General features: G+C 45.8%; 19 protein-coding genes. 6 read left to right on the top strand and 13 right to left on the bottom strand.

Annotation, left to right across the window (positions count from 1 at the left end; translation table 11 throughout):
* Nucleotides 1-228: 228 nt before the first annotated feature.
* Together JGK22_RS16315 and JGK22_RS16310 are read right to left on the bottom strand one after the other, a co-directional pair.
* Nucleotides 229-426 carry a hypothetical protein gene (locus JGK22_RS16315; protein ID WP_293176862.1) on the bottom strand — a complete coding sequence of 66 codons (198 nt, stop codon included), beginning with the start codon at nucleotides 424-426 and terminating at the stop codon, nucleotides 229-231.
* Nucleotides 398-1,396, bottom strand: coding sequence for a hypothetical protein (locus JGK22_RS16310; protein ID WP_293176864.1), 999 nt, complete (start codon nucleotides 1,394-1,396; stop codon nucleotides 398-400). Before JGK22_RS16310 ends, JGK22_RS16315 begins: the two co-directional genes overlap by 29 nt.
* A gap of 277 nt (nucleotides 1,397-1,673) precedes the next feature.
* Between JGK22_RS16310 and JGK22_RS16305 the strand changes: the two genes are divergently transcribed.
* From JGK22_RS16305 to JGK22_RS16290, 4 genes are all read left to right on the top strand, one after another.
* Nucleotides 1,674-1,916 carry a helix-turn-helix transcriptional regulator gene (locus tag JGK22_RS16305; protein ID WP_293176868.1) on the top strand — a complete coding sequence of 81 codons (243 nt, stop codon included), beginning with the start codon at nucleotides 1,674-1,676 and terminating at the stop codon, nucleotides 1,914-1,916.
* 137 nt (nucleotides 1,917-2,053) lie between these two features.
* Complete coding sequence (locus JGK22_RS16300; RefSeq protein ID WP_293176870.1) at nucleotides 2,054-2,326, top strand: helix-turn-helix transcriptional regulator; 273 nt, start codon at nucleotides 2,054-2,056, stop codon at nucleotides 2,324-2,326.
* A 311-nt stretch (nucleotides 2,327-2,637) separates the two neighbouring features.
* A complete protein-coding gene (locus JGK22_RS16295) occupies nucleotides 2,638-2,919 on the top strand; it encodes a helix-turn-helix transcriptional regulator (RefSeq protein ID WP_293176872.1) in 282 nt (93 codons plus the stop codon).
* Nucleotides 2,920-3,239: 320 nt separating this feature from the next.
* The gene (locus tag JGK22_RS16290) at nucleotides 3,240-3,830 is read left to right on the top strand and encodes a helix-turn-helix transcriptional regulator (protein ID WP_293176874.1); all 591 of its coding nucleotides are present in this window, start codon (nucleotides 3,240-3,242) and stop codon (nucleotides 3,828-3,830) included.
* Nucleotides 3,831-3,942: 112 nt separating this feature from the next.
* On the opposite strand, the gene arfB is transcribed toward JGK22_RS16290, so the two are convergent.
* Together arfB and JGK22_RS16280 are read right to left on the bottom strand one after the other, a co-directional pair.
* A complete protein-coding gene (gene arfB, locus JGK22_RS16285) occupies nucleotides 3,943-4,356 on the bottom strand; it encodes an alternative ribosome rescue aminoacyl-tRNA hydrolase ArfB (RefSeq protein ID WP_293176876.1) in 414 nt (137 codons plus the stop codon).
* A gap of 3 nt (nucleotides 4,357-4,359) precedes the next feature.
* The gene (locus JGK22_RS16280) at nucleotides 4,360-4,830 is read right to left on the bottom strand and encodes a restriction endonuclease (protein ID WP_293176878.1); all 471 of its coding nucleotides are present in this window, start codon (nucleotides 4,828-4,830) and stop codon (nucleotides 4,360-4,362) included.
* An 81-nt stretch (nucleotides 4,831-4,911) separates the two neighbouring features.
* Here JGK22_RS16280 and JGK22_RS16275 point away from each other — a divergent pair, with 81 nt between their 5' ends.
* On the top strand, nucleotides 4,912-5,187 hold the full coding sequence (locus tag JGK22_RS16275; RefSeq protein WP_293210957.1) for a hypothetical protein: 276 nt from the start codon (nucleotides 4,912-4,914) through the stop codon (nucleotides 5,185-5,187).
* Nucleotides 5,188-5,221: 34 nt separating this feature from the next.
* On the opposite strand, the gene gnd is transcribed toward JGK22_RS16275, so the two are convergent.
* Nucleotides 5,222-6,676 (bottom strand): decarboxylating NADP(+)-dependent phosphogluconate dehydrogenase, encoded by a 1,455-nt coding sequence (gnd, locus tag JGK22_RS16270; RefSeq protein WP_293176882.1) that lies wholly within the window; start codon nucleotides 6,674-6,676, stop codon nucleotides 5,222-5,224.
* 298 nt (nucleotides 6,677-6,974) lie between these two features.
* Between gnd and JGK22_RS16265 the strand changes: the two genes are divergently transcribed.
* The gene (locus tag JGK22_RS16265; protein ID WP_293176884.1) at nucleotides 6,975-7,397 is read left to right on the top strand and encodes a hypothetical protein; all 423 of its coding nucleotides are present in this window, start codon (nucleotides 6,975-6,977) and stop codon (nucleotides 7,395-7,397) included.
* Between the two features lie 242 nt (nucleotides 7,398-7,639).
* Here the strand turns inward: JGK22_RS16265 and JGK22_RS16260 are convergent, their stop codons facing one another.
* The 8 genes from JGK22_RS16260 to JGK22_RS16225 form a co-directional block, all read right to left on the bottom strand.
* Nucleotides 7,640-9,574 (bottom strand): ABC transporter ATP-binding protein, encoded by a 1,935-nt coding sequence (locus tag JGK22_RS16260; RefSeq protein WP_293176886.1) that lies wholly within the window; start codon nucleotides 9,572-9,574, stop codon nucleotides 7,640-7,642.
* Nucleotides 9,575-9,648: 74 nt separating this feature from the next.
* Nucleotides 9,649-10,260, bottom strand: a complete 612-nt coding sequence (locus JGK22_RS16255) for a hypothetical protein (protein WP_293192079.1) — start codon at nucleotides 10,258-10,260, stop codon at nucleotides 9,649-9,651.
* Nucleotides 10,257-11,405: an ATP-binding protein gene (locus tag JGK22_RS16250; RefSeq protein ID WP_293176890.1), complete on the bottom strand. Its 1,149-nt coding sequence runs from the start codon at nucleotides 11,403-11,405 to the stop codon at nucleotides 10,257-10,259. The genes JGK22_RS16255 and JGK22_RS16250 overlap by 4 nt, the downstream gene beginning before the upstream one ends.
* 54 nt (nucleotides 11,406-11,459) lie before the next feature.
* The gene (locus JGK22_RS16245) at nucleotides 11,460-12,632 is read right to left on the bottom strand and encodes a Fic family protein (protein WP_293205520.1); all 1,173 of its coding nucleotides are present in this window, start codon (nucleotides 12,630-12,632) and stop codon (nucleotides 11,460-11,462) included.
* Nucleotides 12,633-13,315: 683 nt separating this feature from the next.
* A complete protein-coding gene (locus JGK22_RS16240; RefSeq protein WP_293313203.1) occupies nucleotides 13,316-15,694 on the bottom strand; it encodes a glycoside hydrolase family 31 protein in 2,379 nt (792 codons plus the stop codon).
* A 124-nt stretch (nucleotides 15,695-15,818) separates the two neighbouring features.
* A complete protein-coding gene (locus JGK22_RS16235) occupies nucleotides 15,819-16,397 on the bottom strand; it encodes a hypothetical protein (RefSeq protein ID WP_293281205.1) in 579 nt (192 codons plus the stop codon).
* Nucleotides 16,398-16,712: 315 nt separating this feature from the next.
* The gene (locus tag JGK22_RS16230; RefSeq protein ID WP_293176898.1) at nucleotides 16,713-17,072 is read right to left on the bottom strand and encodes a DUF952 domain-containing protein; all 360 of its coding nucleotides are present in this window, start codon (nucleotides 17,070-17,072) and stop codon (nucleotides 16,713-16,715) included.
* A 13-nt stretch (nucleotides 17,073-17,085) separates the two neighbouring features.
* Nucleotides 17,086-17,256 carry a hypothetical protein gene (locus tag JGK22_RS16225; protein WP_366025916.1) on the bottom strand — a complete coding sequence of 57 codons (171 nt, stop codon included), beginning with the start codon at nucleotides 17,254-17,256 and terminating at the stop codon, nucleotides 17,086-17,088.
* Between the last annotated feature and the right edge of the window lie 19 nt (nucleotides 17,257-17,275).

Below are 17,275 nucleotides of genomic sequence, written 5' to 3'. Positions count from 1 at the left end.
GGTGTCATCACCCTCAAAACGTAGTTGTAACTGAGGCTGGCTATCTCTTCACCTTTAGGTACTGGTTGTCCTGTTATGTCCGGTGATTGGTGGATAGCACTTTTAACCAATCTCGATACTAATGTCGTAAGCGAAGCAGACCGAAGGTATCGCCCCAACATCCGCAAATCATGACAACTCCCATAACCCAGTAGGGACACGACACAGCGCCGTGTCCTTAATCGTAGCTTATCGACGACAGCCTTCGGCGATCGCCCTTAACACCGCTAGCCGCACTTCAGGATGCGATTTTTCAAGGCCGTTAGCCCGAAAAATCCAGTGTCCGCCGCCCGCGTGCTCGATCGCAATCTTCTGTCCGTCAGGCAAAACGATTTGCCACCAATTCAACACAGTGGCTTTAATCAGTTGGCACTGAATCTGGGTCAATTGAGCCTCCATCAGCTTCAGTTGACGCATGATTGGGTTTTGGGCAGATGACTTCATTATTTTGTTCCTGAAATAAATTGGATAGTTTCTCGACTGGAATTTCTGTTTGCTTATTTTTCAGCTTATTTTCACTTGGAGAGCTTTTCGCTTTTACTTTACCTTCCGAACTTTTCGCCTTCACCTCCCTTTTACCACCTTTTGGCTCATTTTTTACTCCAAAACCTTTAGATTTAACTTTGGCTGGAGCAGAATTTGAAATCTGTTCCGCTGCGGGCTTCTTAAACTCCGCGTCCAATTGGTCTAAAATCTCCTCTTGTTCGGGAGTGTGTTCCGCCGGCTGCTCTACAATTCTGGGGTTGTATTCGTCAACCAGCCGCCCCAAAAATTCCGAAATTGACATTCCCGCAGCGGCTGCTTTTTTGGTCAACAGGGCGTAGGTGTCGGTTTTAATCCGAATTTGTTTTAACCTGAGGTTGGGATTGTTGTCAACTGTTTCGGCTATCGTTATTGCTGTAATCCTTTCTTTGGGGATGACATCCACAACTTCTTGCCACTTTTCCTGTAAAGCACAGTCGCCGTATTGATCTGTGACTGCGTGTTTGAACAAGGGGACAACTTGAGCGACGCAGCTAGGCAAAATCTCAAATCCGGCTTTTATTAAGCGCAGGCAAATTGCCGCAGATTTGATAATTTGCGTGCAATAAAAATACTGTCTGCCTAAGGCTTGTTCGCAGTAAATTTTGAAAGTTTTGAACTTGTCTTTGTACAAGCGCAGTTTTCGGATCGCGTCCAGCATGATCCCTTGTCGCACGTAGTCGAGGAATCCTCTTTTTATTTCGCCTGTCAGATACTCTAAATCGTGAAAGGGCGATTGATTCTGGATTTCTTCTTCAAAGTCTAGCAGCGGGCCTGCGAAGTGAAAGTTGGAGGCGATATCGCCTAGGTAGAAGTTGTCGGTAGATGTGGTCATGATCGGGAAGGGGTCGAGAAAGGGAACGATAGCACGGAAGTTGGGCGATCGCAAAGTGGAATTTTTGGTCGGGATTTTTGGTACAATTTTGAGTTGGGCTGTGTTGTAAGGTCGATCGACCTTTTACATCGCATCACCTCAAGGCGGCTATTCAAACTTGGACGTTTGGACTGTTCGGCCTGACCGACCGACTTGTGTTATGTCGCTTTTGTCTCATTATGAGATGTCGATTTAATTTTGTCAAGTATGACATCTCAATTTGAGATTTTATGTTACAATGTCATCAAGAAAAGAACGAAGACAGGAGGGCAATTCACCATTGGAAGCCCTAAGAATCAACAAAACAGACTTATCACAAGATGAGTTTGCTTTTAGATGCGGGATTCCGCGGGCCACATATCATAGATGGATATCTGGAGCCACAGAACCAAAATTTTCTCTCTTTCAGTTGAAAGCTATTTGCCGAGAACTAAAAATAGAAAAAATAGATGAACTTCCAGAGAGCTTTGGGCCGAATTAGCAATTAAATTAAACCAACAGATACAATTTTGAGTTGGGTTGTGCTTTCAGGCTTGCCGGCTGCTTGCTATGCCTTTATTCGTAGTTTAGTCAGGCTTCCTGTCTTTGTCAAGGGTAAACTACGAAACATTCTGCATAATGAATCAAGAAGTACGGGATTTATACGAAATGAGCCTTGCGGAAATTAGAGAATACAGGGGCTTTAGTCGCCGTGAGCTTAGCCTGCAACTGACGGGGAAAGTCTCTGAAGATACTTTGTATTCCATAGAAAAAAGAAAACAAAAACCCAGAGTTGATACTGCAATAGCCATTTGTACAGCCCTAAATATTAGCTTGAAACAGTTCTGTCACTCGATCGGGCTAGATGTGTCAGGACTTGTTGATGATTACGTGCCGCCGAGGGACAGCTAACCAACAGAGCGAAGTTTTGGTCGGGATTTTTGGTACAATTTTGAGTTGGGCTGTGTTGTAAGGTCGATCGACCTTTTACATGGCACCACCTCCTCGGAGTTCAGAGAAAGGGGCTTAAAGTATGCACTCAAACCCCAAAAATAGGCTCTTGTATGCCAGCACAATTGATAGACAGCACAAGCAAGGCGGTTATTAAAACCTGCACGTTTTGAACTTGAAGGCTCGCCGACCACCTTCTGCCATGTCCGTCACTTACAACTTTAGTTGGATAATTCTAATTTGTCAACTAAAGTTGTATAACTTTAGTTTAAATGAATCAAGATATAGACTATCTCAAACCAGAAACTATTCAAGAAGCTATCCAATTGGCTGAAGCTACGCAGGAACAACTAGCCCGAAACCTAGGAGTTTCTCTAAATACAGTGAATTCCTGGGTTAATTGTCGGAAAATGCCACGGGCGGATAATTTTTTCGCCCTATGCAGGGAGTTAAAGCTTTCGCCCAAAACCGTCGCTAGATTGCTACGCATCGATATCTCCAACATTCCTGACGATATCCCTTTGGTAAAATCGCCCTCACGATCGGACAACTAACAAGCACAGGGAAGTCATGGTCGGAATCTTTGGTACAATTTTGAGTTGGGCTGTGTTGTAGGTCGATCGACGATTGACATCGCATCACCTCCTCGGAGTTCAGGGAAAGGAGCTTGAGGTATGCACTCAAGCCCCAAAAATACTAAGGGTTATGCAGGTGCATAATTGATAGACACTACAAGTGAGGCGGTTATTCAAACCTGCATTTTGATCGAAGGAGGCTTGCCAGGCCGCCTTTGTTTTGCCTATCTACTAGCAGTTTAGTGCCAGATACCAACTTTGTCAAGCACTATTTTGCTAGCAATTAATTGCTATAGTTAATGGAAGCTGAAGACCGAGAAACGATAACCTTGAAAAACCTGAGAGAAAGTGCAAATTTGACCCAACCCGAACTTAGTCGTCGAATGGGGGTAGGAATTCGCATTATTGGTGATTGGGAACGAGGAGAAGCCATTCCTCGCTTCGATCGCGTCATTGCTCTGGCGCGGGAGCTAGGCGTACCTCTAAAAACACTTGCTAGATGTATGGGATTAGACGTAGCCAAAATTCCCGATGACCTACAAGCATTAAGTGTACTTCATCTTTCGACGGAGGTCAAGAAGCCAGAATCAGTGAAACAAGCTTCATGTATTAGGGAAGAAAATTCGCAAGAAAAGGAAAAGTCTCCATTAAGGCTTCTCAGAGAACAAGCTGGGCTAACCCGCCCTCAAGTCAAACAACATATCGGCGTTTCTGAGCGGATGCAAGCTGACTGGGAATCAGGAAAGTCTATGCCAACTGTTGAAAACGTGGCTGCACTGGCTAACCTATACCAAGTTTCTCTAAAAACTATGTTTGAGCTTTTAGGATTAGACGTAACTAAAATTCCCGATGACTTATCCAGTAGATCGCGAGGGCGATCGGACAAATAACGCGCAGGGGTTAATTCTTAGGTACGTTGTTGCGCTTCAGCGCTCTTTTTGGGATATCGGAAAGAGCGCTGAAGCGCAACAACGTACCTGTACCTGGGAGCCCTTTGATCCCTCAATCGGTAATTTTCCCTCTCAGAGCCTTAATCTGCCCCCGCTTGGTTTTGCTGTCAAGACGCTTGCGCTGGGAACTACGAGTCGCTTTGCTGGGTTTGCGCCTTTTCGGGATGACGATCGCACTTTTGATCAATTCTTGCAGCCGCCTCAAAGCCTCCTCGCGGTTTTGTTCCTGGCTGCGGTGCTCCTGTGCTTTGATGATAATCACACCTTCGGAGGTGATTCGCCCATCGTTGAGTTGCAATAAACGCTCTTTGTAGCGATCGGGTAATGAAGAAGCTGGGATATCAAAGCGCAGGTGAATAGCACTCGCCACCTTATTTACATTTTGTCCGCCCGCGCCTTGGGAGCGAATGGCGCTAATCTCAATTTCGCGATCGGCAATAAATACTGTGTTGGAAATTTCTATCATGATTTATTGATAATTCTTAGCTGTCAGGATGAATTCGATGAGTTTTTTTCTATCCCATAACTCTACGTCGTTAGATTTGGCAAGTTTGCAAGCATTTTCTGTAAATCTGTTGTTGGTGATGACTCTGCCTTTATTTCCGTTGTAATGTCTGACGGCTCCTGCTACTTCTTGAACTGCTTTAATCCCAACTGGATTTTTGCTTCTTTTTGCTTGAACTACTGTTTTCGATCCGTCTTTGTACAAAATCAAATCTGCTCCATAATCTTGACTGTCTTGAGTTAAAGTGACGCTATAACCACAGTTTCTAAAATGGACAGCTAGAAATTTTTCAAACTCTTTGCCAGTCATTGCATCCACTTCGAGAATACCGCTGTCTGATAAAAGTTTTTTTGATTCTTCTTCTTTAATTGTATCAAATACCAATGCTGCAATATCACCGATAATGGCAGCGGCTCTTACTAGAAAAGGTTTCATAAAATTACACTTACTTTAAAGAGATATCTATAGTTTATAATACAAAGTGGCGAGTTGTTCGTATAGACGAGGTTGAAGACTATGACGAAATCGCATGATATCATTCGAGAACAAGACCGGAGATTGGGAGAATTAATGGCGATCCTCTTCGAGGGCTTCGCTAACGTCCGTCAGCGATTCCTGGATGCAGGCGGCGATCCCCGACACCCGCCATCAGGTTTAAAAGGCGATGATTACATGACAGACGCAGAAAGACAAAAAGCACTCACGATCGCCCGATCGCTCTTTAACGACGAATATATTAAAAGCTATCTCAAAAACAAACGTCAAAACAATTTGCAACCCCAGATTAATTAGTAAGGTGCGCCGAAACGCACCCTACAAAAACTAATTAATCAGCAGTACCAGTTTGCAGCGACTCTTTCGCAGCCTGAGTCCACTCAGAGTGGAAGAACTCGCCACGCGGCTTGTCAGTGCGCTCGTAGGTGTGAGCCCCGAAATAATCGCGCTGAGCTTGCGTCAGGTTTTGCGGGAGTCGATCGCGCCGATAGCTGTCGAAATAGTCCAGGGACGCGCTGAAGGCCGGTACAGCGATACCCAGCAGGCTAGCGGTAGATAACACTTCGCGCCAAGCTGATTGGCGATCGAGAATGCTCTGTTTAAACTCTGGCGCTAACAGCAAATTCGGCAGTGCGGGATCGTCCTTGAAAGCTTTTTTAATCTTGTCCAAAAATCCAGCCCGAATGATACAGCCGCCCTTCCAAATGCGGGAAATTTCGCTCAAACTCAAGTCATAATTATACGACTTTGAGGCCGCGCTCAACAGCGCCATACCTTGGGCGTAGGAGCAAATTTTCGAGCAGTAAAGAGCATCCCGAACTTTGTTCACAAACTCTTTAGGATCGCCTTCGTACTTGGTGGTAGGCCCCGTCAGTTGTTCCGAAGCTTTGACGCGCTCTGCTTTGTAAGAAGACATGATTCTGGCATTCACAGCAGCGATAATTGTGGGAATGCTCACGCCCAATTCCAAAGCACTCATTACAGTCCAGCGACCAGTACCTTTTTGACCGGCAGCATCCATAATTACCTCAACTAAGGGTTGCTTAGTTTCCGGGTCAATGTATTTGAAAATATTAGCCGTAATTTCAATCAAAAACGAGTTGAGTTCGTCAGTTGTATTCCATTCGGCAAAAACTTCCTGCAACTCCTGGCCGCTGAGTCCACCGACGTTTTTTAGCAAATCGTAGGCTTCAGCAATGAGCTGCATATCCCCGTACTCAATACCGTTGTGCACCATTTTCACATAGTGACCGGCACCGCCAGGGCCGATGAATGTGACGCAGGGGCCGTCATCTACTTGAGCCGCTATTTTGACGAGAATTGGCTCTAATTCCTTGTAGGCTGCCAGCGTGCCACCGGGCATCATGCTAGCGCCATTCAGTGCGCCTTCTTCGCCGCCGCTAATGCCCATGCCGACAAATCCCAGTCCGGCAGCTTCTAAATCTTTGGTGCGACGTTCGGTGTCATCGTAGAGGGAGTTGCCGCCGTCAATAATCATGTCATTGGGGTCTAGCATGGGTTTGAGCTGGTCAATTACCGCATCTACGGCTTTGCCAGCTTGTACCATGACTAAGATTCTTCGAGGACGTTCTAGAGCTTCGACGAATTCCGCCAGAGTCTTGGTGGCTACAATGTTTTTGCCCTGGGCCCGTTTTGCCATGAATTCGTCGGTTTTGGCTGCTGTGCGGTTGTATACCGCTACGGAGAAGCCTCTGCTTTCGACGTTGAGGGCTAGGTTTTCGCCCATAACTGCTAGACCGATTAAACCAAAATTTTGCTTTGCCATAAAAATACTCGGTAAGTGGGAAACTCAGAGTCTTTAGACCTGAGAGGGAATTTACTCTTTGTGGAACAGGCCGGAAAGCCTGTTAAGCGAGCATGATGCAAGATGTCAGTTTAAGTGTATTTTTATATTCAAAAAATTGATGTTTGGTGAATCACTAGGGTTTTTTTAAGATTTAAGCGATATTAGCGATATTAAAGAGAGCGGTGAGGGATAATGAGACGGATATTAATTCGATCGCAGTAACGATAGATACAGATAAGCGGACATTTTGAGGAAAATTTAGGAGACTGTTGTAATTATGGAAGATTTGCAGTATCTGGCAGCCTGGGTGAAGGAGCAACACGCTCGGGAGTATATTTTGACTTGGCTGCTGAGTCAACAGGGGCTGTGGTGGTCGGATGGAGAGATTTATCAGGCGGTTTTGCAAAAGTCGGGAAAGCTGTTGAAGGCTTACGTGCAAAAACGGCAGGCTGGAGAGTTGTTTGAGGGGATTTCTGAGAAGTTGGTGGGAGATGAGAATTGGGATGATTTGGTGATCAGTTTGGGGCGAATTGTTGCTGTTTATCAGGAGGAATTGGTGAAGTTGCAAGAGCGCGATATGCGGGGGGATGGGCTAAAAAAAAAGTCAATTAGCCAACCTGTAAGTGGAGATTCTTTGTCGGTGTTGGAGGTGCAGCAAGCTTTGCCCGATCCTTATGCGGATACGCTGACTGGGAGATAGTCAGTTGGCAGTTGGCAGTTGGCAGTTGGCAGTTGACAGTTGGTGATTAGTTATTGGTTATTGGTTATTCGTAGCAGGCAAAAAATAACAATAATATCGTTTCTGGTTGCATCGGAATAGTCAGTGCTGTCCCCGCTCGCTACCCCAATAGCGAGCGGGGACAGCACTACATAATTCGGATGTCACCCGATTTGATATACAAAATAACCAATAACTAATAACAAGCAACCAATAACCAATATCTAAATATAGCTGCTAGCTTGACGGGTAAACATTGAATGGTATATTTCGCCCAATTCTATCAATTCGTCGTGAGTTCCGATTTCGACTATTTTACCATTTTCCATCACGGCGATGCGATCGGCTATTTTTGCTAAACCCAATCTGTGGCTGATGACTATTGTTGTTTTCCCGGCGGCGATTTGGCGGAAGATGCTGTAAATTTCGTGTTCTGTCTTGGGGTCGAGGGCGGCGGTTGGTTCGTCAAAAATTAGCACTTCGGCTGTAGAAAGCCGCATTAACGCCCGGGCGATCGCAATTCTTTGCCACTGTCCCCCCGATAAGTCTATGCCGTCTTCTAATTGTTTCCCCAACGGTGTCTCTAAACCTGCGGAAAGACTATTGACTTTTGCGCTAATTCCTGCTTCGGAAATAGCTTCGTTAATTGCGGTGTCATCCGACAGTGAAAGCAAGTCGCCAAAACCGACGTTTTCGCGCACTGTGGAGGGGAAACGGGCGTAATCTTGCATGACAACGGCGATGCGCGATCGCACGTATGCTAGAGGGTACGATCGCAAATCTTTGCCATTCCAGGCGATCGTACCACTTGTCGGGTCGTACAGGCGACCGAGGAGTTTGCCAAGAGTCGTCTTACCCGCGCCATTTTCCCCGACAAGCACTAGCATTTCACCCGGATTAATGGTTAAGTCGATATTTGCGATCGTGCTTTTAGTGCTACCGGGATAGCAAAAAGATAAATCCTTAATCTCGATACCAATTTTATCTTTTGTGGCACGGGCATCTTGCCCGTGATCTGATACTTGATTTGTGGCACGGGCATCTTGCCCGTAATCTTCTAAACTAGGCAAGCGAGATGCCACATTCACCAGCGGAGACTGCAACTCGGGTTTGAGATCCAAAAGTTGAAAAATCGGACTGACGCCGAGGGAAATATCGTACAAATTAGTGTAATTCCCAATCAGCAATTGCAAACTGGTTTCTACTTGAACAATCAAACCAGAATACAGCGCCAAATCTCCCAAAGTGTAGCGCCCTCCCAAAGCTCCCATGACCACATAAACAAATGGCAAGGCTACACCTATTCTACTAAATATCGACCACAAAAGTACAACAATCGCTCCTTTTTTTCGCACTTGCTGCATCTCGCTAAAAAACTGCAAATACTGACCATTCCAGCGTTTGAGCCAAAGTTCCTGCAACCCAAACAAACGCAATTCTTTAGCATATTCTTCCCCTGTCAATACCGTAGCGGATAAGTTCATCTCGCGAGTGATTTTAGCTTGCTTTTTTTGAACTCTCCAGATAAGTTTGAGATATTTTCTTTCAATGTGAATTGAGGGAAGTGATGACACCACCATCACCACAGGAACCCACCAAGCTATTGATGCAGCCAGGCCGATCGAGGGAATGAAGATACAAATTCCCGTGATTGTCATGCTGATGGTGAATGCTAGTTGCTGTACTTGTTTAACTCCGGTTTTGGCAAGTTCTAAGATATTTAATAGTTCGGGGTTTTCAAACAGGGCGATATCGTCGAAATTGGCGACTTTTTCGAGAACTTGTCCTTCAACTCCACCTTGCACGCGATCGCGCAAAGATGTTGCTGCAAAAGAACTCATGGTTTCGATTGAATCGCTGACTAACTTGAGAGTTAAGACTCCGACAATACTCCACAGCAAGATTGGGTGGGAAAGGATCAAAGCTAAGGGCTGTGCTGTTTGGGTTTGCAACAGCAACCGAGATACTTCATCAATGATTAGTTTATCTAAAACAAGCACGCCAGATGGGGCGGCACCGCGGATGATGTTGAGTATGATTAAATTGCGGAGTTCGATCGGTGCGGCTTTGATTATCAGGCTTAGGCTGCGCCGCAAAGCTTGGAATGTGGTGATTTGGATGGGTTGCATAGTTTGTGGGTAGGTGTCGGGTCTACTCATCCCCTCCCGTTATATTATAGATGATGAGTTGATTAATTGTCGTTGGCGAGCGCATAATTTCTCTTTTTTTCTCCTCACGTTTCCCAGGTTGGTTGAAAACTTATGAGTGCATTCATAGCTCGTTGTAAACTGGGGGAATTAGTCTGTGCTGATGCAACCTGCCAACTTTGATTGACAAACTGGATGAGTTGACCGTTATAGTCTTTACCAATTTTTGCGGTACTATTACGATCGGGGACAATCCCCTCCCGCAGATTTCGCTTCCTTGACTTTTTAGCCAGAGTGATTAAAAGCTGTTTGGGATCGGAAATTCGATCCACATCGCCAGGAATTAAGTCTACTGAAATACCCAGAAATTCGGCAAATCCCTCCCGATGTGCAAGTAACCACGCTTCCACTTCTTTAACCGCAATCCGAAACAGCAGATTAGGATGTTTTGGTTGAGTTAGCCACTCGGAAAGAATTACTAGCGGACAGTCTGCATTATCCAAATCAGTTAATACTAAGTATGGCATTCCCTTCGCCGCATGATTTAATCCAGGAAGAATCTTTTTGATTTTGCCATATCCTCTCTGGTTCAAGCAATTTCCCACTGAAAATCGACGTTGAGACTGTTTAAGCATTTCTTTAAGAACTGCTTCACTCAGTACATCCTCAAACACTAAATTGATGGGAATATCCGTCATTTGAATAAACTGAGTTGTTCGATCGCAGGCGGTGCTGTGAGAGGAAGTGCAGCATCAGCTATACTTAAACCTCCTTCTAATAGCATTGTTATTTGTTCGTTACTGGAAGCAAGTTTTACCTGAGTTCCTTCAGGAGTCGGTGTCATTAGCAGCACCTCTTCGCCGCCAATGCCTTTGTCTGAGAGCAAATCAGCACTATGGGTACTAAGAATAACCTGTCGCTTTCTCGGACGCTGAAGGCGATAAATCAGAGAGGGTAGATTGCTAACAATAGCCGAATTTAAGGAAAGTTCGGGTTCTTCTAGTAACAATAATGAATCGGATTCTAGCAGTGACCAAAGTAAACCAATTAACCGTAACGTTCCGTCAGAAAATTGGTCTTCCCGTTGTTTTCCTGCTCCGGGCCGCCAATGTTCGTAAACAGCTTCCAAATGGGGAACTCCCATCACATCTTTGGTATCTGTGAGGTTTTTCAATTGTGGGACAGCCAGCTTTAAAGCATCTTCAATTTTTTTTAATCGCGATCTTCGGGTTTTTTCGGGAGTTTTAGCAACTCGTTCTAAAAAAGTTCTCCCAAAAGGATCTTCGGAAAGTCCAGGAGTAGCAAAAGCTTCGGGATGGCGAACTAACTGAGGAATTAAATGTAAATATAAAATTGACTCTAAAAATTTAGGAATTTCTCTAAATTCTGCATTGGCATTAATTTGCTCTAAATAAGTCTGGGTAAGACGTAGCTCATCGTTGTTATCGTCTTGAGTAGGGCGATCAACAATTTGTTGATCGCCTTTCCAAACTCGTTCATAGGCAACTATCGGCTCATTTTTTCCACCTTTTCTCTGTTTAATTCCCAGCGCATACGTCCACAAGGGCTGTTCATCATTAGATTCTGAAAGCTGAATTCCTATTTCTACATTTGGATATCGACGTGCATAAAGACTGCGAATTTTTGATACGCCGCCTCGATCGCTCACGGCTTTCTGCAATCCGCCTCCTGCTTTGGCCAGATCCCGCAAAAAGCGCAATGAATCGAGAAAGTTTGACTTACCACAGGCATTCGGGCCTACCAGAAAAACGCGATCGCGCAACTCAACATTCACTGACTGAAAATTGCGCCAATTTTGCAGAACTATATGGGAGATAATCATTATTTTAACCTAATCAAGAAATACTTAATCATAGAGTTAATTTTTACTAGCGTTTTAGTGAGAATCAGAATTGTCAGGATTGATTAGTGAGTAGCTGCTTTCAAAAAGATCCAGATAGGGTTTGTAACGATAAAGTCTGTTGCGTTGCCAACCTGTGACTTCATCAAGCAAAGCAATTTCTACAAATTTATCGACTATTTTTCTAGCTGTTGCGTAACTACATTGCAATTCGTTTTCTACTAAACGAATATTGACGATTGGGTGCTGGAAAAGTATATCTAGCAAGCGCAAACCATAACTGCTACTGGAAATTTGCTGACCGATTATTTCGCGGTGTTTTTCGCGCATTTCCAGAATAGAACGGGCTGTAGTTGTTGCTGACTGGCTGACTTCAAAAATACCTTGAAGAAAAAACTTTAACCATCCTTCCCAATCACCATGAGTGCGAATTGCCATCAGGCGATCGTAATATTCTATTCGGTGAAATTTTAGATAATGACTGAGGTATAGTAAAGGCTTTTGTAGGATTCCTTGCTGACAAAGCAGAAAAGTAATTAGCAATCGTCCAATCCGTCCATTTCCATCTAAAAATGGGTGTATTGTTTCAAATTGAGCGTGAGCTAATCCGCAATGAATCAGTACAGGTAAAGAATTGGTATCGTGCAAAAATCTCTCTAGGTTGTCGAGAGATTGGTGCATTTCTGCAACTGTTGGAGGTACATAGGCCGCAGTACCCAGGTTACAACCTTGAGGGCCAATCCAATTTTGACTTTTCCGAAATTCTCCCGGTGTGCGATCGCTTCCTCGCACGTCTTTGAGTAATTCTGTATGAATTTCTCGCAGCAAGCGCAGACAAAGTGGAAATTCTTGAAGCCGCTTTAAACCGTAGTTCATGGCGTTAACGTAGTTAACAACCTCCTGCACATCTTTAAAGCGTTCTTGACCTTTGACATCAATTTCATATTGAAGTACGTCCTCTAGGGTGCTTTGCGTTCCTTCAATTTGCGAACTAAGAACGGCTTCCTGACGGACGTACATCGCTACGAATAGGTCAGGGTTGGGCAAAATAGAGGTAGCACCGTCTAGTCTTCCTAAAGCCCGATCGGCATTGGAGAGCAAGCGATGAAGCTCTGCGTCCATTTTAATGGGCGGTTCGGGAGGGAGGGGCGCTGGAATGAAGGCGCTGTATCCTTCAGTTTGTTGGACGTATCGACCAGATCGCATCATTGGGTGACGGAGGGACAAAGGTTGAGGTCTTGTTATCTTATGTTATTCCAGTGAAATAAGACGGCGGTCGCGGAATCTTATTATAGCAAAAGTCTGTTTAGTATAATAAGATTGCCAGGACAGGCCAACTCGATCGCAATACGAGGATACAGCAGTGCTGTGTCCCTACGGATATGGTTGAGACAGGAGGACACAGCAGTGCTGTGTCCCTGCGGATATGGTTGAGAACCTTGCGTGACATACCCGGCACTCATTTTGTAAACAAATAGAGTGCAGGCTTCCTCTTTCAACGGGAGAGCCTCGACGCGAGCCATCTCTAAGCTGGTCTTATCCTCCCTCCGTAGGTTTTACTCACCTTTATTTTATGTGGTACTTACTAGCAAGATAATTACTTATCTTTTCCGGCAGACTCCCTGTGTCCCAAGGAGTAGAATTGTTGATTTTTTCACCCATCCATCAGCTCTTTTATGGCTTAGCGGGATATTGGGGCTACCAGTCAGAAACTGATAGGTGGTGTCTAGCCTTTATACAACGGAAAGTTCGCCCACCACGGCTACTCTTGTCATCTCCGGTTAGTTCGATCCTATCATGGATTCGCTATCGCTCAATTTCTTTGCTGCTCGTTTTCATCCCGTCACTCATCCTGTAAACGGATAGAGTGCGGGACTTCCCACTCGTATTAGTTAAAATATCAAACGCCGCACCGTGCCATCATCTGTAAATTGCTGTTCCCCAATCCCCACAACTTCGACAGTAATTTCGCGCTCCGAAATCGCAAATTCCCCCTCCCGCGCCGCAATTTCAACTATCATTTTTCGCCCTTCCAAATACACCTTGTAATTAGTCGTAGCCCAGACAGCTTGTTCGTACTCAAAACTGTGTCCATCGTCCTCATAAAGCGTCCATTCACCAGTTCCGGGCCAAATTCGCATTTTCAATGAATCGATCGCCCTTTCCTCAACAAATTGTCTCACAGGGGCGATCCTCTTCGAGGGCTTCGCTAACGCAATTATCCCCCCACCGCGCGCGTACAACGGCATTCTCTCCACAGGTGCATCAGCCAAAATGTGCGTCGGGCCCTGATAGCATTCGCCCGTCCACCAATCGTACCAAGTCCCCTCCGGCAAATACACGGCGCGATGCTCAACTCCCTGTCGGTAAACGGGTGCAGCCATCAGCGATGGGCCGAGCAATACTTGATCGTAAAGGTGATAAGTTGTACGATCGCGCGGGAAGTGATAAAGTAACGGTCGTAAAATCGGCGTTCCCGCGATCGCAGCTTCCCAAAAAAGCGTGTAAATGTACGGCAATAACTGATAGCGTAAATTGATGTATTCGCGGCAAATCTGCTCGGTGCGATCGCCAAAAACCCACGGTTCGTGCTGCGCCGTCGTCATCGCCGAATGACCGCGCATCAACGGATACAGCATCCCCACCTGCATCCACCGCGCGAACAATTCAGCGGTTGCATTCCCCGCAAAGCCGCCGATGTCGCAACCGACAAACGCGACGCCGGAAAGCCCCATGTTGCAAAGCATTGGTAGCGACATTTCTAAGTGTTCCCACTGCGATTGATTGTCGCCCATCCACACGGAGGAGTAGCGCTGCACCCCCGCAAATCCCGATCGCGTCAACACAAAAGATCGATCGCCCCCTCGGACTTTTTGCAACCCTTCCGCACAAGCTTTCGCCATCATCAACCCGTACAAATTGTGGGTTTCGGCGTGAGTTGTGCGATCGAATTCCGGGCCCTGCGGTGCATCCAGCGGAAACCAAATGTGTTCGCCACCATCGCCAAAAGGTCGATCGGCGATCGCAGGTTCGTTCATGTCGTTCCAAATCCCCGCAACGCCCATATCTGTCAGGCTTTTGTGCAATTCCCCCCACCACTGGCGCACGTCGGGGCGCATGAAGTCGGGAAACACGGCTTTGTCGGGCCAAACGTAACCGTGGAAAAGCTTTCCGTCGGCGGTGCGGACGAAATAGTCGTTTTCCACACCGCGATCGAATATTGGATAATCTGCTTCCGGTTCGTACTTGACACCGGGATCGACAATCGTCACCACTTTAAAGCCCGCTGCTTTCAAATCTGCGATCAGTTTCGCCGGATCGGGGAAGCGCTTCGGGCTCCAAGTAAAAACGCGGTAGCCGCGCATATAGTCGATGTCGAGGTGGATGACATCGCAGGGAATGCTGCGATCGCGAAATTCCCGCGCCAACTCCCGCACAACGTCCTCGGATTCGTAGCTCCAGCGGCACTGGTGGTATCCCAGCGCCCATTTTGGCGGAATCGGCATCCGGCCGGTCAACTGCGTGTAGGTGGCGAGAATTTGGGCGGGTTCCGGGCCGTAAATGATGTAGTAGTCGAGTTCCGTGTCTCTGGTTTCCATCCGCAAAACCCCTGGTGTTTCCGCGCCGATGTCGAATTGACTCCAAAATGTGGTGTTGAAAAAGATGCCGTAAGCGCGATCGGGATTCAGGGCGATGTAAAATGCGATCGCCTGGTACATTTCATCGGTGACGGAATTGTAGTCGAGGGCGTCAATTGTCCAGTTTGTCTTGACTTCGGAGAGTTTGTCGAGGAAGCCGGTGCGTTGGCCGAAACCGTAGAAGTGTTCGTCTGTTTCGATGCGCTTCCAGGCGGCGGTTGCACCTGTGCGCCATCCCATCGGGCGATCGCAGTCGCTAGCAAAGGGTTTTCCTGATTTGTCAAAGCATTCGATGGCAGGGCGATCGCGCTTGACAGAAATTGTTATTTGTGCTGTTTCAATTTCGATTTTTTCCGCTGTTTCTCGCACTTCAAAAGGTACAATTTGCCATTCTTCGTCGGGGAGAGTTACGGAGTGCGATCGATCTTTAAATTCACCTGTCGGTGACATTCGTACTCGGATTAAATTCGCCGCGAGGATGCTGATTTTGAGAGAGGAATTGGTACAGTTGAAGTGAATTGTGCGTGAAGCGCAGCTATCCCGTAGGGAATCGGTCTTACTTAGAGATTGTACTGATCCGATAATTGACCAAGGCTGTTCGGTAGTTTGGAGTTTTCCGAAGTATTGCGGCATATACTATGAATCGAAATATTATAAATTGTCGTTTGATGAGTTAAGGGTTGTCATCTGGCAAAAGGAAGAAACAAGTAAATCAACCTCATTAAACATAAAACTCTCTCCCTATTAAAAACCCGATCTACCTGCTAAATACTTGCAAAATTTTCTGCACTCCGTTCTTTTCTAGCCTCTCAAACTGCTGCCGTTCATCAGCAGTAAAAACAGTTGTAACTTCCCGTTTATCCGACATTTGTGCTTCCAAAACTCCACGGTTGAAGAAAACAACTTCACCCGTACCAAAAAAGACGATCGCCCTTACCCGATCGCCTTTTAGCCAAAATCCCACTCCATCTCCCACTTCCACCAGGGCTTCCGATGCACTGACAATGGTTTTACCGCCATTGGTAGAACACATGATGTAGCTAATATTTTTGACGGTTTTTGTGGCTTTTTGACAGGGTTGAGCCTGAAGTTGTTTCAATTCTAGATCGTAATTTTCCCGATTCATGACAGGCTTAATTTGATTTAGCAAACAGCGATCGGGTATACCATCACCATCATCATCCATGCGGATGTCGTCCTGTTGTCCGTCGCGATCGCAATCAATCGCCGGCCCGATGATCTGTCTGCTGGGTTTCGCCGATTGTGCTAGTGCACCGCCACTGATGGCAGAGCTTAATAATAGCAGGGCGATCGGCAATAATTTGAATAGCATCATATTGAAAAAATATCCTCGGTCAAATTTTAGCACCATGCTGTTTTAATAGCTTAATAATTTGCAGATTAGAAGATTTATCGGCAATACTTAGGAATGAGAATTAAATAACTTACAATTTTTATTGTTCTTGTGGGATGGGCGTCCCGCCCGTCACGAAAGGACGGGCGGGACGCCCATCCCACAAATATGTGTAAATTATTTAATTCGCGATCCTTAGATGCTATCTCTTCATTCATGTGCTCGATAACCACCAAAGTAATATCATCAAACACCTTGACTAATAAGTGATGTTTGTTGAAGTATCTTCACAGGATACTAAGCTTGTTCGTTGATAGTTGCTGTTAACTCTGCCGGCAATTCAAACTTGCCATCGGCACCGGGTTCAAACTCAAAAACTTGCAACACAGCATCCACATTTAGCGGCCCGTAAATGTGCGGGTAATCCTCACCGGCGGCAAATTCATACTTAAGTTCAGATTCTATTTTTTCCGAGTCAATCCACAGCAGCAGCAATCCTGTTTGTCCTACAAAAAATTTATTGGCAGATTTCAAAACTTGCGGCAGAGTCGAACAGTGGATAAATCCTTCTGTATCTAACGTATCTCCGCGATAGGATTGCACTTGTTTTGCTTCTTCCCACTGTTGGCTGCGGGTGATGTGAAAGATAACGCTCATAGTTTGATGGATTTTAAGTGCGATCGCCAATTGGCAGTAAAATCTGAGAAGGACAACTCCCGCCACAACTTACTGTCAGCGTCATAATTTTAGCATCAATTAACCGCGCTGCACCCGGAGGCGCACAAGTTCCCGGATTCACGTCATAAGCTGGAAAACAAGCGGCACTCAAACTCAGGCGCATTGAATTGTGAAACTGGCAT

The organism is Microcoleus sp. PH2017_08_TRC_O_A, assembly GCF_020738665.1.
Classification (GTDB): Bacteria; Cyanobacteriota; Cyanobacteriia; order Cyanobacteriales; family Microcoleaceae; genus Microcoleus.
The sequence above is the reverse complement of the archived record's forward strand: the minus strand, read 5'-3'. Positions and strand labels throughout refer to the sequence as shown.

What these genes read in the sequence shown, in the direction of transcription:
- JGK22_RS16230 (WP_293176898.1), bottom strand. Translation starts at nt 17,072, where the DNA reads ATGAGCGTTATCTTTCACATCACCCGCAGCCAACAGTGGGAAGAAGCA.
- JGK22_RS16225 (WP_366025916.1), bottom strand. Translation starts at nt 17,256, where the DNA reads ATGCGCCTGAGTTTGAGTGCCGCTTGTTTTCCAGCTTATGACGTGAAT.
- JGK22_RS16260 (WP_293176886.1), bottom strand. Translation starts at nt 9,574, where the DNA reads ATGAGTAGACCCGACACCTACCCACAAACTATGCAACCCATCCAAATC.
- JGK22_RS16310 (WP_293176864.1), bottom strand. Translation starts at nt 1,396, where the DNA reads ATGACCACATCTACCGACAACTTCTACCTAGGCGATATCGCCTCCAAC.
- JGK22_RS16250 (WP_293176890.1), bottom strand. Translation starts at nt 11,405, where the DNA reads ATGATTATCTCCCATATAGTTCTGCAAAATTGGCGCAATTTTCAGTCA.
- JGK22_RS16305 (WP_293176868.1), top strand. Translation starts at nt 1,674, where the DNA reads ATGTCATCAAGAAAAGAACGAAGACAGGAGGGCAATTCACCATTGGAA.
- JGK22_RS16245 (WP_293205520.1), bottom strand. Translation starts at nt 12,632, where the DNA reads ATGATGCGATCTGGTCGATACGTCCAACAAACTGAAGGATACAGCGCC.
- JGK22_RS16265 (WP_293176884.1), top strand. Translation starts at nt 6,975, where the DNA reads ATGGAAGATTTGCAGTATCTGGCAGCCTGGGTGAAGGAGCAACACGCT.
- JGK22_RS16255 (WP_293192079.1), bottom strand. Translation starts at nt 10,260, where the DNA reads ATGACGGATATTCCCATCAATTTAGTGTTTGAGGATGTACTGAGTGAA.
- JGK22_RS16235 (WP_293281205.1), bottom strand. Translation starts at nt 16,397, where the DNA reads ATGATGCTATTCAAATTATTGCCGATCGCCCTGCTATTATTAAGCTCT.
- JGK22_RS16275 (WP_293210957.1), top strand. Translation starts at nt 4,912, where the DNA reads ATGACGAAATCGCATGATATCATTCGAGAACAAGACCGGAGATTGGGA.
- JGK22_RS16240 (WP_293313203.1), bottom strand. Translation starts at nt 15,694, where the DNA reads ATGCCGCAATACTTCGGAAAACTCCAAACTACCGAACAGCCTTGGTCA.
- JGK22_RS16300 (WP_293176870.1), top strand. Translation starts at nt 2,054, where the DNA reads ATGAATCAAGAAGTACGGGATTTATACGAAATGAGCCTTGCGGAAATT.
- JGK22_RS16290 (WP_293176874.1), top strand. Translation starts at nt 3,240, where the DNA reads ATGGAAGCTGAAGACCGAGAAACGATAACCTTGAAAAACCTGAGAGAA.
- arfB (WP_293176876.1), bottom strand. Translation starts at nt 4,356, where the DNA reads ATGATAGAAATTTCCAACACAGTATTTATTGCCGATCGCGAAATTGAG.
- JGK22_RS16295 (WP_293176872.1), top strand. Translation starts at nt 2,638, where the DNA reads ATGAATCAAGATATAGACTATCTCAAACCAGAAACTATTCAAGAAGCT.
- gnd (WP_293176882.1), bottom strand. Translation starts at nt 6,676, where the DNA reads ATGGCAAAGCAAAATTTTGGTTTAATCGGTCTAGCAGTTATGGGCGAA.
- JGK22_RS16280 (WP_293176878.1), bottom strand. Translation starts at nt 4,830, where the DNA reads ATGAAACCTTTTCTAGTAAGAGCCGCTGCCATTATCGGTGATATTGCA.